Source organism: Mucilaginibacter sp. UYNi724, from assembly GCF_054057495.1.
In genome coordinates, this window is record NZ_JBSRZI010000017.1 from 80,128 (window position 1) to 94,591 (window position 14,464).

General features: G+C 37.2%; 13 protein-coding genes and 1 pseudogene. 10 read left to right on the forward strand and 4 right to left on the reverse strand.

Translation table 11 applies throughout. From position 1 onward, the window contains the following. Nucleotides 1–57 precede the first annotated feature (57 nt). The 8 genes and pseudogenes from ACVW0P_RS19730 (at nucleotide 58) to ACVW0P_RS19765 (ending at nucleotide 8,531) form a co-directional block, all read left to right on the forward strand. On the forward strand, nucleotides 58–1,434 hold the full coding sequence (locus tag ACVW0P_RS19730) for an O-antigen ligase family protein (RefSeq protein ID WP_457133595.1): 1,377 nt from the start codon (nucleotides 58–60) through the stop codon (nucleotides 1,432–1,434). After that, entirely contained in the window at nucleotides 1,415–2,872 is a 1,458-nt protein-coding gene (locus tag ACVW0P_RS19735) for a lipopolysaccharide biosynthesis protein (RefSeq protein ID WP_457133596.1), read from the forward strand. The genes ACVW0P_RS19730 and ACVW0P_RS19735 overlap by 20 nt, the downstream gene beginning before the upstream one ends. Before the next feature lie 64 nt (nucleotides 2,873–2,936). Continuing rightward, nucleotides 2,937–3,917 carry a glycosyltransferase gene (locus tag ACVW0P_RS19740; RefSeq protein WP_457133597.1) on the forward strand — a complete coding sequence of 327 codons (981 nt, stop codon included), beginning with the start codon at nucleotides 2,937–2,939 and terminating at the stop codon, nucleotides 3,915–3,917. Between the two features lie 63 nt (nucleotides 3,918–3,980). After that, nucleotides 3,981–5,417, forward strand: a complete 1,437-nt coding sequence (locus tag ACVW0P_RS19745; RefSeq protein ID WP_457133598.1) for an MBOAT family O-acyltransferase — start codon at nucleotides 3,981–3,983, stop codon at nucleotides 5,415–5,417. A 2-nt stretch (nucleotides 5,418–5,419) separates the two neighbouring features. After that, complete coding sequence (locus tag ACVW0P_RS19750; protein WP_457133599.1) at nucleotides 5,420–6,469, forward strand: hypothetical protein; 1,050 nt, start codon at nucleotides 5,420–5,422, stop codon at nucleotides 6,467–6,469. 78 nt (nucleotides 6,470–6,547) lie between these two features. Continuing rightward, entirely contained in the window at nucleotides 6,548–7,504 is a 957-nt protein-coding gene (locus ACVW0P_RS19755) for a glycosyltransferase family 4 protein (RefSeq protein WP_457133600.1), read from the forward strand. Nucleotides 7,505–7,845: 341 nt separating this feature from the next. Further along, a pseudogene (locus ACVW0P_RS19760) lies at nucleotides 7,846–8,004 on the forward strand (DapH/DapD/GlmU-related protein); the annotation flags it as partial. A 29-nt stretch (nucleotides 8,005–8,033) separates the two neighbouring features. Then, the gene (locus tag ACVW0P_RS19765) at nucleotides 8,034–8,531 is read left to right on the forward strand and encodes a serine O-acetyltransferase (RefSeq protein ID WP_457133601.1); all 498 of its coding nucleotides are present in this window, start codon (nucleotides 8,034–8,036) and stop codon (nucleotides 8,529–8,531) included. A gap of 24 nt (nucleotides 8,532–8,555) precedes the next feature. On the opposite strand, the gene ACVW0P_RS19770 is transcribed toward ACVW0P_RS19765, so the two are convergent. Continuing rightward, nucleotides 8,556–8,759 (reverse strand): hypothetical protein, encoded by a 204-nt coding sequence (locus ACVW0P_RS19770; RefSeq protein ID WP_457133602.1) that lies wholly within the window; start codon nucleotides 8,757–8,759, stop codon nucleotides 8,556–8,558. After that, complete coding sequence (locus ACVW0P_RS19775) at nucleotides 8,756–9,781, reverse strand: polysaccharide lyase (RefSeq protein ID WP_457133603.1); 1,026 nt, start codon at nucleotides 9,779–9,781, stop codon at nucleotides 8,756–8,758. Before ACVW0P_RS19775 ends, ACVW0P_RS19770 begins: the two co-directional genes overlap by 4 nt. Nucleotides 9,782–10,200: 419 nt before the next feature. Between ACVW0P_RS19775 and ACVW0P_RS19780 the strand changes: the two genes are divergently transcribed. Next, complete coding sequence (locus tag ACVW0P_RS19780) at nucleotides 10,201–11,682, forward strand: sensor histidine kinase (protein ID WP_457133604.1); 1,482 nt, start codon at nucleotides 10,201–10,203, stop codon at nucleotides 11,680–11,682. A gap of 33 nt (nucleotides 11,683–11,715) precedes the next feature. Beyond that, nucleotides 11,716–12,141: a response regulator gene (locus ACVW0P_RS19785; protein WP_457133605.1), complete on the forward strand. Its 426-nt coding sequence runs from the start codon at nucleotides 11,716–11,718 to the stop codon at nucleotides 12,139–12,141. A gap of 52 nt (nucleotides 12,142–12,193) precedes the next feature. On the opposite strand, the gene ACVW0P_RS19790 is transcribed toward ACVW0P_RS19785, so the two are convergent. Then, complete coding sequence (locus ACVW0P_RS19790) at nucleotides 12,194–13,498, reverse strand: hypothetical protein (protein ID WP_457133606.1); 1,305 nt, start codon at nucleotides 13,496–13,498, stop codon at nucleotides 12,194–12,196. A 92-nt stretch (nucleotides 13,499–13,590) separates the two neighbouring features. Continuing rightward, complete coding sequence (locus ACVW0P_RS19795; RefSeq protein ID WP_457133610.1) at nucleotides 13,591–13,842, reverse strand: response regulator; 252 nt, start codon at nucleotides 13,840–13,842, stop codon at nucleotides 13,591–13,593. Nucleotides 13,843–14,464: the final 622 nt, after the last annotated feature.

Genomic DNA, 14,464 nt, shown 5'->3' on the forward strand with positions numbered 1-14,464 from the left:
ATGACCAAGATGGAATTAACAAATCGCCGCAATAAATTTTAATTTTTAATAGTTAAAATGGATATAAACCATCTACTTGCTATTGCTGCTGTTGTAGTATTTATTATTTTATTGCTATACAGTAATAACCCAAAGAGGTTTTATATCCTTTATGTGCTATGCCTTTTACCAATAATGGATTTGGCAATTACCACAGTTGAATGGGGCCGGCTAAGGGTTTTCGATTTTGTTTCCTATATATTTTTCGTCGCATTTTTTAGCGACTTTGTTAAAATCAGAAGAGTGTTTCTAATTTATAATATTCTATTTTGTTTGTTCATACTTGTCTTATTATTTGGTAGTTTGAACTCACCATACATTAAAAATTCGCTCATCGCGCTCTCTGCTGTTTTCCCGGTATTTATTTATGCGAAAGCCTTGTTGACAGAGTGTTTTGCCGATAGGGAATTCCAAAAAAAGGTAGTGCAAACACTGAAAATGGTATGCCTGTTTTCAGTGTTATTTCTTGTCATTCAAATGATCGTTGGGTTAAGGTTTACCTTTTACCCTGTATTAAATAGAAATACCTCAATTGAAGAGGGCGTGATTAGATACCCAAGCTTTTTCCATGATCCGCAGATGTACGGGCAATACTTAGTAATGACAAGTTTCTTGTTTTTTATAAACTATAAGGATGAGACAACTCTTGTAAATATCAATGCAATAGGGCAAAAACTAACGGCCGCTTTTCGCAATAACAAACCGATCGGTTATCCTGACATAAAAAATTACTTCTTTTTCTTGGTCATAATTGTTGCGCTGCTGCAAACAGGGGGCAGATCTGCACTTGTAGCGATTTTTGCCGGTATGATTTTCTTATTTTTTGTTTTTGGTACACAATACAAAATGATTATCGCCTCCATCCTTATTGTTGGAGCCGCTGTTTTTCTTTTTTTCTCAAGTTCTTTAATGATATTGAACCGTGCAGGGCACCTGGACGAAGATTATGCTTTTCGCGAAGCTTTATGGGATGAGGCTCGCGGCATATATTTGAAGCATCCGCTTTTAGGTATTGGAAGCGGCAATTTTAAACCTTACAACGCTAATTATTCTAACAATTACACCATTAATGAGGACAATGAGGTTTTGTTTTTTGGGTACGGACAACCCGAAAGCGGATATTGGATGATACTGACTGAGACCGGGGCACTTGGCTTTATAATAACGTTCTTATTTATACTTAGGCCGGTTTATACAGGGATCAAAAGTTACTTGAGCGGCCATGCAAGCATTATTGTTTTTATACTTACGGCAGGGCTTATAAGCTGGCTAATTACCTTTATTGCCGCTTATTCACTTTTCGATAAAAGGATATTACTGACCCTGATTACATTTATTTGCATTTTAATTTTAGAAAGCAACAATAAACTTACTTATGAAGCTGAAATTCAGTAATATACGACTGATAGGTAAGTCGAGTTTTGTCAACAACAGCTTTTGGGGGTTGTTATCTACCGTCTTTCAGACACTGTTTTTAAGTTTATTTTTTATCATTGTATCCAGGTATTATTCCATACCAGACTTTTCAGACTTTCTTATCGCTAATACCATTTACCAGCTAATAGTAGGATTTTCTTCTATGGGCCTGGGGCATTGGTTCATTCGCGAATATGGTTATAAACTTGAAGATCAATCATCCCTTGCCTATAGGTTTATAAAGATCCAAACCATATTAGGATTTTTATTTTACGTTATAAATATCGGCCTTGCATTTATCATATATCCCAGCGAACAAATAAGGGTACTCGCAATAATTTTGGGTACAAACATCATATTTGATAACATTATATATGCGCTTAAAAGCTTAAATGTAGCCCAGTTTCAGCAAAAGAAAACAGCTATTATAATGGCCGCAGATGGTCTGTTAAGATTAGCAATTGGCTGCATTTTATTTTTTCATCCTCTATCACTTATCTATCTATCCGTGCTTCTGGTAATTATCAGGTTGGCTACGGTAAATGTTTTTATCAGGATAGGATCGGAAGGAAGCATTACTTTTTCAAATCTATGGAAGTTTAAAGTGACCGTGCTTGATTTTAAGAAGAATGTGCTTTTAAATTGGAATTTTATCCTTATCGTAGGTTCCTCAATCATATTTTGGCGTAGCGCAACCATAATAATTTCCAAATATCTTAATGCTGCCGATGTAGCAAATTACGAGATCGCTTATAAAATATTTTCTATATTCACTCAGCTGTCCATTGTCGCATCAGTTACCATCTATCCCAAGTTTGTTGGGTTAATTGCAGCTAAAGATGACGAAAACGTAAGGAAATTCTATAACATCGTTTCGTTTGGCTATGCCATTTTTGTAATAAGCACTTACGCGTTTATACAATCATACGCGCAAACTATTATACCATTTGTTTTTGGGCAAAAATTCCTGTTGGCAGCGGGTTGTATGAAGCAAATGTTTTTAACACTCCTAATGTTTCCTGCTGTTTTTTTGCAAGCCAATTTATTGGTTGCAATGAAAAAAGAACGGTTGGATATGCTGCTAAACTTTTTGGTGTTGGTAGTTAACTTAACCGGGTGTTTAATAGGCCTGTATTACAGCCGTTCGTTATCGGTAATAAACTATTCCATTTTTGGATCATTTGTTGTTTTCCATGTTGCACAGAATATTGTGCTGATTAAACTGAAAGTTACTAATCTTAAAAACGCGCTAACCTTTTATGTTTTGGTGGCTTGTTTTGTATTGGCCTATAAGTACTTGTCAGATGGGTTTAATCCAAATGTCGTCTTTATCGGTTTTGTTGTGGTTGTCGTTTTTCCGTTGTTATATATATTCTATAAAAAGGTCAGAAATCACTTTGTCCGGAGTCGGATTTGAAGTGCCGTAGTGTTGGATGTTACAGCATTAAATAATTTAAAATTAATACGCATTTAAGAAGGTTATGCCAGTATTGTCAGTAATAGTCCCGGTTTATAATAAGGACAGGTATATCCGCCTTTGCCTGCAATCTATATTAAACCAAACGTTTACTGATTTCGAGTTGATATTGGTTAACGATGGCTCAACAGATAGCAGCGCTGAAATATGTGAGGATTTTGCCAGGCAGGATAAAAGAGTATCTGTTATTCACCAAATGAATAAAGGCGTATCGGAAGCCAGAAATACAGGTGTACTTCATTCTTCAGGGAAGTACATTGGCTTTGTTGATTGTGATGATACACTCGCTGCTGATATGTATGAAACCCTAATCAACAATGCTTTTAATTATAGTGCGGATATATCGATTTGTGGCGTTAAAAAAGAGATTTTGGGCATTGTTGAATTGTATTACGGTACTAAAACAACAAAAACTTACAATACAGAAGAAGCTTTAGCTGCTTTATTGAAAAAGGAATTTCTTAGAAGCGTGTACGATAAGATCTATGAAGCCGGTATTGCCAAAAAAATTAAATTCGAAGGAGCCATTTATGAGGATATCCTTTATAACTTTTTGGTATTTGGCGAAGCTAAAAAAGTGGTATTTGAAGACGTTATTATGTATAACTACATAATCAGGGATAACTCGGTGAGTATGTCAAAATTTAACGCAAAGTATATGGATACCATTCTTGTATCCAAAAAAATCCTTGAGGGCTGTCGTGATCGGTTCAAAGGATTATTAAACGAAGCCTTAAATTTTGATTTAGTAGCAAATATTTCATTGCTCAATACCATATTGATATCAGGCAAAAACAAGCACCGATCAGAATATAATATTGTAGCCCATAACCTGGGCACATACTTTAACGCTACACAAAATAGCTGTGTTAGCGCCAAACATAAGTACTCTCTAAACCTGTTTAAATTTAGCCCTGCTTTATATGAACTGTTTATGAAATTGTACTGTAAGATAACTGATGCCGACGTTTCAAAAAAAACATAATTATATTTTAATAAACATTTAATCTCTCTTTATTCGATTTTTAATCTAAGCCCCACAAAATATATGTTGTTTAATTCATTTGTGTTTTTCTTTTTTCTGCTGACGGTTTTACCTATATATTATTTATTAAAAACTAAACGGCACAGAAATCTTTACCTGCTTGGTGTTAGCTATATTTTTTATGGCTACTGGGACTGGCGCTTTTGTTTTTTGCTATTGGCCTCTACTATTATAGATTATATACTTGGCTTAAAGATGGGTGCCGTTACCGAACCTAAAAAGAAAAAGCTATTTCTATATGTAAGTATAATTGTGAATTTAGGGATACTCGGATTTTTTAAGTATTTCAATTTCTTTATCGAAAGCTTTCAACATATTGGATCGCAGTTTGGCTATAATGTCGACTTTCTGCACCTGCACATTATTCTTCCGGTAGGTGTATCCTTTTATACTTTCCAATCTCTATCGTACACATTCGACATTTATAAAGGTAACTTAAAGCCCATACGCGATTTTTGGGATTATGCCCTTTTTGTGGCATTTTTCCCGCAGTTAGTAGCTGGGCCAATTGAACGTGCCGTAGTACTTATTCCTCAGGTCAGCAGGAAAAACCATGCTACCAAACAGCAATTTTTAGATGGTACGATATTGATTATCTACGGCTTATTTAAAAAGGTACTGATTGGGGATGCATCTGGAAGGTTTGTAGACCAGATCTTCACTCACATGGATCGGTACTCATCCTGGGAAGTGGTTTTTGCCTGGGTACTATTTTCTGTTCAGATCTACGCAGACTTTTCGGGTTATTCTAATATTGCAAGGGGCACGGCCAAGCTGTTTGGTTTTGAGCTAATGAAGAATTTTAACCAGCCGTACCTTTCTACAAATATTACTGAGTTTTGGCGCAGATGGCATATTTCTCTTTCATCCTGGCTTCGCGATTATTTATATATCGCGTTAGGTGGCAACAGAAAAGGAAAGGGGAGAACCTATGTTAATCTTTTCCTTACTATGCTTATAGGGGGCTTGTGGCACGGCGCAAGCTGGACGTTTGTTATATGGGGTGGGTTACATGGAATATATCTGGCTGTACATAAGCTTATGCTGGGTAATAAAAAGATTACTGCAGTTCATCATCCGTTAAATTCTATACGTAATGTCCTAAAGGTTTTGCCTGGCATGGTATTTACTTATTTATTGGTACTCATAGCATGGTTGTTTTTCCGGGCTAAGGGTATGCACGATGTATATGCGGTAGTGGGGAAGCTTGAAAACTGGACTTGGGGAATTTACCCATGGCGCTTTGCTACAATTTTACTTGGGTTTGCCGGGGTAAGCTTTATTTGCGACTTGTTTGAATACAAAACGCAAAGTCATGTATTCTTAAACAGAATAAAATATCCGCCGCTTATGTATGGTTTGTTATGTGCTATGTTTATTGGTGTAGCATTATTCCTTATCAATTCAAAACCGGCTCCATTTATTTATTTTCAATTCTAACCATGATTAAAACTATCTTACGATCAGGTTTATTTATTGCCGGCCTTATTGCCGGCCTAATATTTCTTGAAACTTATTTTCAGCTGATAGAATTTCAGATGCCTTATTTTGAGCTTAGCCCAATACAAGGAAAAAAGATGTTACCGTCAAAAAGGATCGTGTATTTTGGCGAAGGTTTTTATATGGGTACCACAAACCAATACGGGTATCTTGGAACTCCTTATCCGAAGAAAAAAGACCCCAAAAAGATCAGGATAGCGATGATTGGCGATTCATACGTTGAGGGGTTTCAACTTTTTGATAAGTATCATTTTGCCCGGATAGCAGAGCGAAAGCTCAACCTTGGATTGCCATCGCCCAAATATGAAGTTTTAAACTTTGGGGTGGGTAATTACGATTTTAACGATATGATGATAGCCTACATGAATTATGTAAAAGAATTTAATCCTGATGTTTTAGTGTTCCTGGTTAAATATGATGATTTCATGTCGTCAAATAATTTTGTCCCATCACCGGTAATTAAACCCTTTAAGGATTCTGTTATTATTGATTACTCCTTTACAAAAAGCAAGATATATAAGGTTTATAAAAAACTTTCATTCGCGTTTGATAACAGCGCCCTTGTGTACGCAGCAAATAACGCCTATAAAATTTCTAAGAGAAAAGATGAGATAGATGGAATTTTGTTTGACAAGTTCTATACGTCATTCAGGAAACCAGGTGCCCCGCCCGAAGGCATGAGTCCCTCTTTTGAAGCTGAAGAACGGTTTATCAGATCGTTTGCCTGGGTAAAAGATAAGCGATGCATTTTTTTATTCAGAAGCGATATACCTAAAGGGCTTACAGAGAAAGCTAACAAAATGAACATTGATGTATATAACGTAGACCAAGCCCTGAAGAAAGAATTTACACCCAAGGGAATTGAATACGATTATTGGGATGTAACCCGCGAACATGGACATTGGAATTATGTAGCGCAGGACTTTGTGGGGGATTATATTTATAAGATCATATTATCAGAACGGCAAAAAATTGAACAATCAAAAAGGTAGCCTTAATCATATTGGGTTATCATGCTTTTTAATTATTCTGCTCACATTAATATTCAACAGACTTAACCTTTTTCACAAATGAGGGTATTATTCATAACAAACATGTATCCTGTTCCAGACTATATTTATTTCGGGATACATGTTAAAGAACAGATAGAGGAAATAGAACGGGTATCAGGCATTCAAAAGAAAGTCTATTTTATAAACGGACGTGCCGATAAAACAAATTATTTAAAAAGTATCGCTGCAATCAAAGATCTTGTAAAAAACGGGGAGTTCGACCTTATCCATGTGCATTATGGCCTCTCCGCTTTATTTTTATTGTTCTATACACCGCCTATACCTGTTATAATGACATTGCACAGCGGTGAGCTGTTTATGAAAAAGGGTTACGTTAATCATATAATGCAAAAAAACATAACATTGGCCGCAGTAAAAAAGGCTGCTAAAGTAATTGTATTGAATGATGATATGATAGCGCTTTTACAAAAGCACAAGGATAAGTTGGTGAAGTTACCGTGCGGAACGGATATTGATACTTTTAAAGAAATACCGAACATTCAGAGATCGCCTAAAATAGTCATCGGGTTCCCCGGGAATAAAGATCGAAAAGAAAAGAATTACCCATTATTTAGCGCTATAGTCGAATGTTTGCGTGCTGATTATGAAATAAGGGTAATTGAATTTCATGGGATGACCCGCGAAGAAGTAACTATTAGTTTGAATAAAATCGATCTGTTACTAATGACCTCAACTATAGAAGGTTCTCCACAAATCATTAAAGAAGCCATGGCTTGCAACAAAGCTATCGTTTCAACTGCAGTTGGTGATGTTAAAGACCTGCTTGACCATGTTGAGAATAGTTATGTAGTTGATTCATTTAACCCTGATGATTTTATCTCAGCTATTAGGCAAATTTTGTCGCTGCCGGCGGAGCAAAGGCGATCAAACGGCAGGGAAAGATTAATTAATATAGGGCTAGATGCTACCAGCGTTGCCAAGTCGGTTTTTAAACTATATCAAAACATTGTATGAAACGTATTTTACTGTTTTTGTATTTTTTTATATTTAAGAACCTGCCCTCAAGCTATTTCCCAATGGGGCGTACATTTAATGCTTTAAGGATAGGGATACTTCGCCAATTGGTAACCATAGGTAAGAATAACGTGATACAAAACGGGTTTCGGTTTGGGATGAAAAATGTTTTAACCATTGGGGATAACTGCCAAATCAACGAAGACGTTTACATCCAGTCGGCAATAATTGGCAACTATGTATTGATTGCGCAAAATGTAGCCATACTGGCCGTAACACATAAGTTCGATTCTATAGACATCCCCATCATCAAACAAGGATCAACCAAGCCTGAGCCGGTTATCATAGAAGATGATGTTTGGATAGGGAGGAACGTTGTTGTAATGCCGGGTATAAGGCTGGGTAAAGGTTCAATCATAGGTACAGGAGCAGTTGTCACGAAAGATGTTGCGCCTTATGCAATCGTTGGCGGCGTCCCGGCTAAATTAATCAGGTACAGAAATAATACTAATATAGCAGAGGCATAGTAATGGGTTTTTTAACACAGGATTGGGAAAGAAACAAAGGTTATACAAAAGGCAAACTTATTACCTTTACATACCGGTTGGCAAGTTGCGCAAAGAAAAACAAGCTCTTCAAAATTGCAATGATCCCTTACTTAGGTTTATACAAGTTTTGGGTTGAATGGGTATATGGTATAGAAATACCTTATGCAACAAAAATTGGCAAAGGTCTAATTGTTTATCACGGCGTGGGGCTTATTATAAATAACGCCACAATTATAGGCGAAAATTGCACGCTTAGGCATAACACCACTTTAGGTAACAAGGGCCATGCTATGAAGAATGACTGCCCGGTAATTGGTAATAATGTTAACATCGGTGCCCAGGTTTGTATATTGGGCCAAATTACAATAGGGGATAACGCGGTAATTGGTGCAGGGAGTATCGTAACTAAAGACGTTCCCGCGTACGCTGTAGTTGCAGGCAACCCTGCAAAGGTTCTGAAATATTTAACACCGGAATAGCTTAAGAACATACCGACAGGTCGCTTATTTACTTAATGAGACCGTATCCGATATTGTTGTATCTGCATTTGCAGTTATAACAAGCAGGTATGCTGTAGCAATTTCGGTAGAGGGAATTTCGGGTGTACTAACTATAGGATCAGGCTTTGCCATAACATCCCCGGCAACCTCTTTTTTACAGGAAAGTAACCCTGTACATAATATGAACAACAATAATTTTATCTTCATTTTGCTTTGAATATCAATGTGTATTTTTTGTCTTTTACCAAGCTTACCGTTGAAGCCGTTGTGGTTGGTATATAGTTTTTACCGTTATTTACTGAGATGTAAAGTACAAATTTGGAGAGTTGAGTGACATTGCCGGCAGCGACAAATGTAGCTGAGTAGGTACCATCCTTATTTTTGACAACTTTTAAACTGTTCGAAACAATAGGTAGTACAGTTGCCGCGGCACCCGGGAATACATCATTATAGGTAGCCAGGTTGTTACCAACCCTTACCTCATCAATATAGTATGACCTTTCCTTTGACGTAGATAGTGTTTTAAGGTCGCTCCATTCCCACTTGTATATCCCCACTTTTAAATAGGGGTATAAATTATCATTGTATCCAATTGGTTTGTTCAAACGTTCTAAAATCAATTTTCCGTTTTTCCAGATCTGCAGTGTTCCGGATTTATAGCCCCATTTAATATGAAATACCCAGTCATTCCATTTGTTATGCTCTATAGGCCCTAAATCAACGTATTCAACCTTGGTATTTAAAACCGTATTTATTTTATCTGCGGCCCATCTTATTGCAACCCTGTACCTATTCAGGCGTAGTTCCAAGCCTAATGGTGGACTTCTCCAGGCTTCCCCTATAGCAAGATCGGGCTTTCCCTGCCATTGGTTTATAATCTCCGGTGCAACATCACTTTCATATTTTGTCGGAAAAAAATTAGAGAAACCGTACCAAGATTCCCCCGTAGCTTGAGGTGCCATCCCCAATTCCGCCCTCGGGCCATTTAAAATGTCTTTTCCACGGATTAAATCGACCTTCAAACAGCCTTTTCCGGCCCTAACTATATCGGTTGCGATTATCGCCGACCAGGGCTTTGTTATACTTCTTTCATACCATTTAGTTATGGATGCAGGAGAATCAAATGTCGATTCAAAAATGAGATGTTTTCGTTGCGCTGATGCAGTGTTAAAGCCAAAGACCAAAGCTAACGACACTATAATTTCGAGTTGAAATCCTATCTTTTTCATGGCATAACGTATATAACACAAACAGCCGTGTTTGCATTTTATTACTTTGTTATACGGTTTTACCCCGGATTAAGTTGCGTACAGAATGTATTGCAAGATTAAGAGAAGGGCATCATATTATTAAAATCCTTATGAATACGATGAGAATGGTAAGCAAATAATTGTACAACTTTGAGCTATAGTGATGGTTTTGAACGGCTTACACTAACAGATAATAATATGTTATTCAAACATTAAAAAGATATAAATGTTAATTTCTGAGTTCACGTAAAGAAATGTTTTTGTTACTTACTACAAATGATTGAATAAACTTGTTTATTTTTAGCTATGTATAAACTGTAGTTATAAATGTCTTTAAATCAGTTTACATGCATGCGGAGATCAAGGCAAATACCCTTGGGAATTAAAGGTGGAGAAATATGAGTTTATTTGAAAGTTATCTGTTTACGGATGACACACCTAATCTCGCCGAAATAATTAATAGCACTAACGGAGGGGTCTGGGAGATTGACCTTTACACCAGAAATGTTATATGGTCGGTTGGCTTTTATAAAGTTTTAGGCTATGAACCTGGCGAGATAGAATGCTCGTATCAATATTTTGTTGATCACCTGATCTATTATGAAGATAAAGGCATTTTCTTAGAGTCGCTAAACCATACCGGCTTAGGTTCGCTAAGGGTATACGATGTACGCTTACTTACCAAAATTGGTTACCAATGGTATCAAAGTGCTATCCAAAAATACACCGATGGTAAGTTGGTTGGTACCCTTATCAATATTCATCAGTTTAAAATTTCGCAACTGCAGCTTGCTACCGATAATATTTTTGTAACCGACACCAACAAACTGATTAAACTTGGGCGATGGGAGATAGTTGTAGCTACAAACAAACTGGTAACAAGTAAAGAGGCACTTGATATTTTTGAATTACAGCAAAGCATCTACAGCCTAAATGAGTTATATAACCTTTTCCTCCCACAGTATAAGAGCCTGGTTGCAGATGCTGTCCAGATCTGCGTTACAATAGGGCGGCCTTTTGATCTTGACGTGCAACTCAAGACAGGAAGAAATAGAATAGTATGGGTAAAGATGAAGGCCGTTGCGGAAATTGATAAGTATGGAAAATGCTTTTTGGTTAAGGGGGTGGTGCAGGATATCAGCCTTAGCAAGCAATATGAAACTGAATTAAAATCATCACTAACTTATGTTAACGAACAGAACAAGCGGTTAGAAAACTTCGCGCACATAGTATCGCATAATTTACGCTCTTATGTAGGAAATTTGCAAATTATGGTAAACCTGCACAAGGAAAGTAATAATGCAGAGGAGCGCCTTGAAGTGTTTTCTCATATTGAAACAATTAGCGCGACCCTGGGTACGATGATCGAACACTTAAATGAGATCGTCCAGGTCGATTCTGAAAAGAATAATAACAAAACGGTTATTTTTTTTGAACTTCTTTTCAGAAGCATTGTCAATGCGCTTCAATCTAATATTCAATCGGCTGATGCAATAGTCCAATACGATTTTTCCCAATGCCCGGCTGTGAAATACCTACCTGCATATCTTGAAAGCATTTTCCATAATTTGCTTAGTAATGCTATAAAATACCGCCATCCCGATCGCAGGCCCATCATAAAATGTGAGAGCAGGATTGAGAATAATGATATACACATCACTTTTGAGGATAACGGGATGGGTATAGATTTGGAAAAATATGGAAGCAAGATTTTTGGGATGTATGAGACTTTCCACAGAAAATCAGATTCGCAAGGGATTGGGTTATATATTACCCGTAACCAAATAGAGGCGCTTGGGGGGACGATAAATGTTGAAAGCACCGTAAATGTGGGTACCAAATTTATTATAAAACTTGCATCTAGCCGAGATTTATTGTAACCCTATGGCTTCCATATTCGTAAAAGCCTTAACATGGGTAACGCTTTGCAAACAGTTTGGATAGTTGATGACGATGAGATCTACAAATACGGGTTTCGTAAGTTTGTGGCTATGAAACAATTATGCGGAAATGTTGTGGATTTTAACAACGGACGTGATGCTGTTGATTTTTTAGCTGACCCTCGTAATAACGAGTCGTTACCTGACGTAATTTTCCTTGATATAGATATGCCCCAAATGAACGGGTGGGATTTTATAAAGGCATTTGAATACGTTAAGATCCACCTAAGCAGAAAGATATCCATATTTATGGTAACCTCTTCTTTATCATACAAAGATATCGTGAGGGCCAAAAACCATTCGGACATCACAGAATACATTATTAAACCAGTAAACTCCCAACAATTTTCCCTGGTTTTTAGCGATGTATTAAACAGCCAAACTCCCGCGCATTATTAAGAAGCTTTTCTGATTCTTTACTTTTGTTATAACGGCAATTTTTCCGTTGCAGCTACTGTATAGCTAAAGCCCCTTGACGATAGTATGCCCCTACAGCTTTTCGCAAATACCCGCCATCATCATCTGCTGCTTCGCCGGCACCTGTAATGCCATCTCTTTTACTATCCAGGTAACTTGTACAATTGTTTAGCCCATTACCAAACAGAAACGCTATTACGCCCGCTTCTCCATAAGCTTTTATATTTCCCATATTACCATTTGAAAGCACCGGCTGCAAAAAGTATTCTGCTTTGTTATCCTTATAATGGCCGCTTTTGTTGTTACAAGTTGCAGTGGCGGTGTTGCCAACCGGGATTTGCCACAATATTATTTTTTGACCTGTTTGCTGGTTTAATTTTTTCAGGAAACGTTGAAAACGGTCAAAATCGTTCATGTCATTATTAGCTGGGACCTGGGTAGTAGACCACCATGCTGTGTTAAGCTTATTATTAACAAACTGGTCATAGCCGCTATCACAATCAGAAAATTCAGAGAAGATAAGGTCAAATGGTGCCTGTAAAGATTCGTAATAGTTGGCGGTTTCGGTAGCCATTTGTTCTGGGTTGGGTTTGTTTAAAATCAAACCTAAGCCTGCAGCCCATTGTGAGGCATGCCATGCCAATAATACATTTGGTGCATACTTATCGCGCATGCTGACTATAGTTTGCGCCAGGCCTTTTAAATCGTTTGTAAATGGCTTTGCATCCGGGTAATCGCTTTGGCTTACTTTTATGATGCTTTTTATTGGGTCTTTTTTATAAAATTGCATATAACCGAATAGATCGGGCTCGTAATGGATAATTACAGTTTTGCCGAATTTATTGCAGATTTGTAACAGCAATTTCCAGTCAGCAAGATATTTATTCATCACTTCACTATCATTTAAATTGGCGAAAGCTGGATCCTGGTAACGGTTTTTGGCGGGAACAATGTTGTAGTAAGTAAAAACCGGAATCTTACCCATGTTATCGGTTTTTTCCAAAAACTTTTTGGCAAATTCGCCGGTAGGGGAGTTCCAGGAAGCCCAGCCGCCTGTAAATATATCGTCAGCTAAATATTGATACTGATAGTCACTTTCTTTTATGTAATTAGCACTTTGCGTATAGTCTCCGTTTGTACCAAAAGCAACCCGTTTTGGCAGCGCCACAAGTGCTTTCGGCCAAGTATTAGATGGTGACTCGTTTCCGGTAGGTTTTCCATTACCGGTGTTAGAGCCGCCAGTTTCCGTACTTATCGCAGGACTTTCAGGGGCCTGTAAATCACTTTTCTTGCAACTATAGAGCAGGACAATCAATACCAAAAATACAAGTCGACGCATATACGCTAAATAATTACAATAGCAGCGTTTACGTCAATGTGGTGGTATTAGTTACATTGATGCTATTTTAAAAAATAATGAGGACGCAAATCCTAACTGGCAATACGGTCTAAATAGCTAGCATATAACGAATCCAGTAGGTCTCTTTTTACTGGTTTTGTGATAAAATCATGCACAAACGGATACTTTTTGGCCCTTGCTATGTCTTTTGGATTAACAGATGAAGAAACTATATAAATCCGTACCGATTTTTTTAGCGATTGTTGCAATTTTTCAAACTGTTCCAGGAAATCCCAGCCGCTAAAATCGGGCATATGGAGGTCAAGAAAAATAATATCTGGGATCTCGGTTGTGTGGGTTTTTCCTTACTCAACAGATCGATTATAACCCTTCCGTCCGAAGCGTGGTCGGCATTGTGGAACAATTCGTAACGGTCAAACATTTTTTGCATAATCAGATGTTCTATCTGATTATCATCAATCATCTGGATTGTTCCAAACAAATTGTTCCTTTTTAAAAGTATAGATTTTTGTTAAAATACGCGATTTCGAACTTTAAAGAGTACTTTTATAATTTAAGTGTCAAAAACAAATTATTCCTTTTTGGAAAACTTTGAATGTTGATAAAACAAATTATTCCAAAATAATTTTGAACGCGTTGTTTTTCAGTATTTTACAGTGGTTATTGGTTTATTGGTTGATGTTGTTGCAACCTCAATTAAGGAATTGTTTGAATAACATCCTTTATGCGTACAAAACTCATCTATGGTTTTATCCCTCAGTGCGCTAAATAGATTTCTTCAACAATAGGATATTTAGGGCAACGGGTTCTATAAGTTAGAAAAAACATATTTTTTCAATACAGGCGTTTAGGTGGATATACCGCTGATATTGACCACCCAATTCCGGCGGAATGTGACCAGTGATTCCGCGTCAAATTGACCACCCCATTCCGGGGCAAACTGAC

What these genes read in the sequence shown, in the direction of transcription:
- ACVW0P_RS19730 (WP_457133595.1), top strand. Translation starts at nt 58, where the DNA reads ATGGATATAAACCATCTACTTGCTATTGCTGCTGTTGTAGTATTTATT.
- ACVW0P_RS19735 (WP_457133596.1), top strand. Translation starts at nt 1,415, where the DNA reads ATGAAGCTGAAATTCAGTAATATACGACTGATAGGTAAGTCGAGTTTT.
- ACVW0P_RS19740 (WP_457133597.1), top strand. Translation starts at nt 2,937, where the DNA reads ATGCCAGTATTGTCAGTAATAGTCCCGGTTTATAATAAGGACAGGTAT.
- ACVW0P_RS19745 (WP_457133598.1), top strand. Translation starts at nt 3,981, where the DNA reads ATGTTGTTTAATTCATTTGTGTTTTTCTTTTTTCTGCTGACGGTTTTA.
- ACVW0P_RS19750 (WP_457133599.1), top strand. Translation starts at nt 5,420, where the DNA reads ATGATTAAAACTATCTTACGATCAGGTTTATTTATTGCCGGCCTTATT.
- ACVW0P_RS19755 (WP_457133600.1), top strand. Translation starts at nt 6,548, where the DNA reads ATGAGGGTATTATTCATAACAAACATGTATCCTGTTCCAGACTATATT.
- ACVW0P_RS19765 (WP_457133601.1), top strand. Translation starts at nt 8,034, where the DNA reads ATGGGTTTTTTAACACAGGATTGGGAAAGAAACAAAGGTTATACAAAA.
- ACVW0P_RS19770 (WP_457133602.1), bottom strand. Translation starts at nt 8,759, where the DNA reads ATGAAGATAAAATTATTGTTGTTCATATTATGTACAGGGTTACTTTCC.
- ACVW0P_RS19775 (WP_457133603.1), bottom strand. Translation starts at nt 9,781, where the DNA reads ATGAAAAAGATAGGATTTCAACTCGAAATTATAGTGTCGTTAGCTTTG.
- ACVW0P_RS19780 (WP_457133604.1), top strand. Translation starts at nt 10,201, where the DNA reads ATGAGTTTATTTGAAAGTTATCTGTTTACGGATGACACACCTAATCTC.
- ACVW0P_RS19785 (WP_457133605.1), top strand. Translation starts at nt 11,716, where the DNA reads ATGGGTAACGCTTTGCAAACAGTTTGGATAGTTGATGACGATGAGATC.
- ACVW0P_RS19790 (WP_457133606.1), bottom strand. Translation starts at nt 13,498, where the DNA reads ATGCGTCGACTTGTATTTTTGGTATTGATTGTCCTGCTCTATAGTTGC.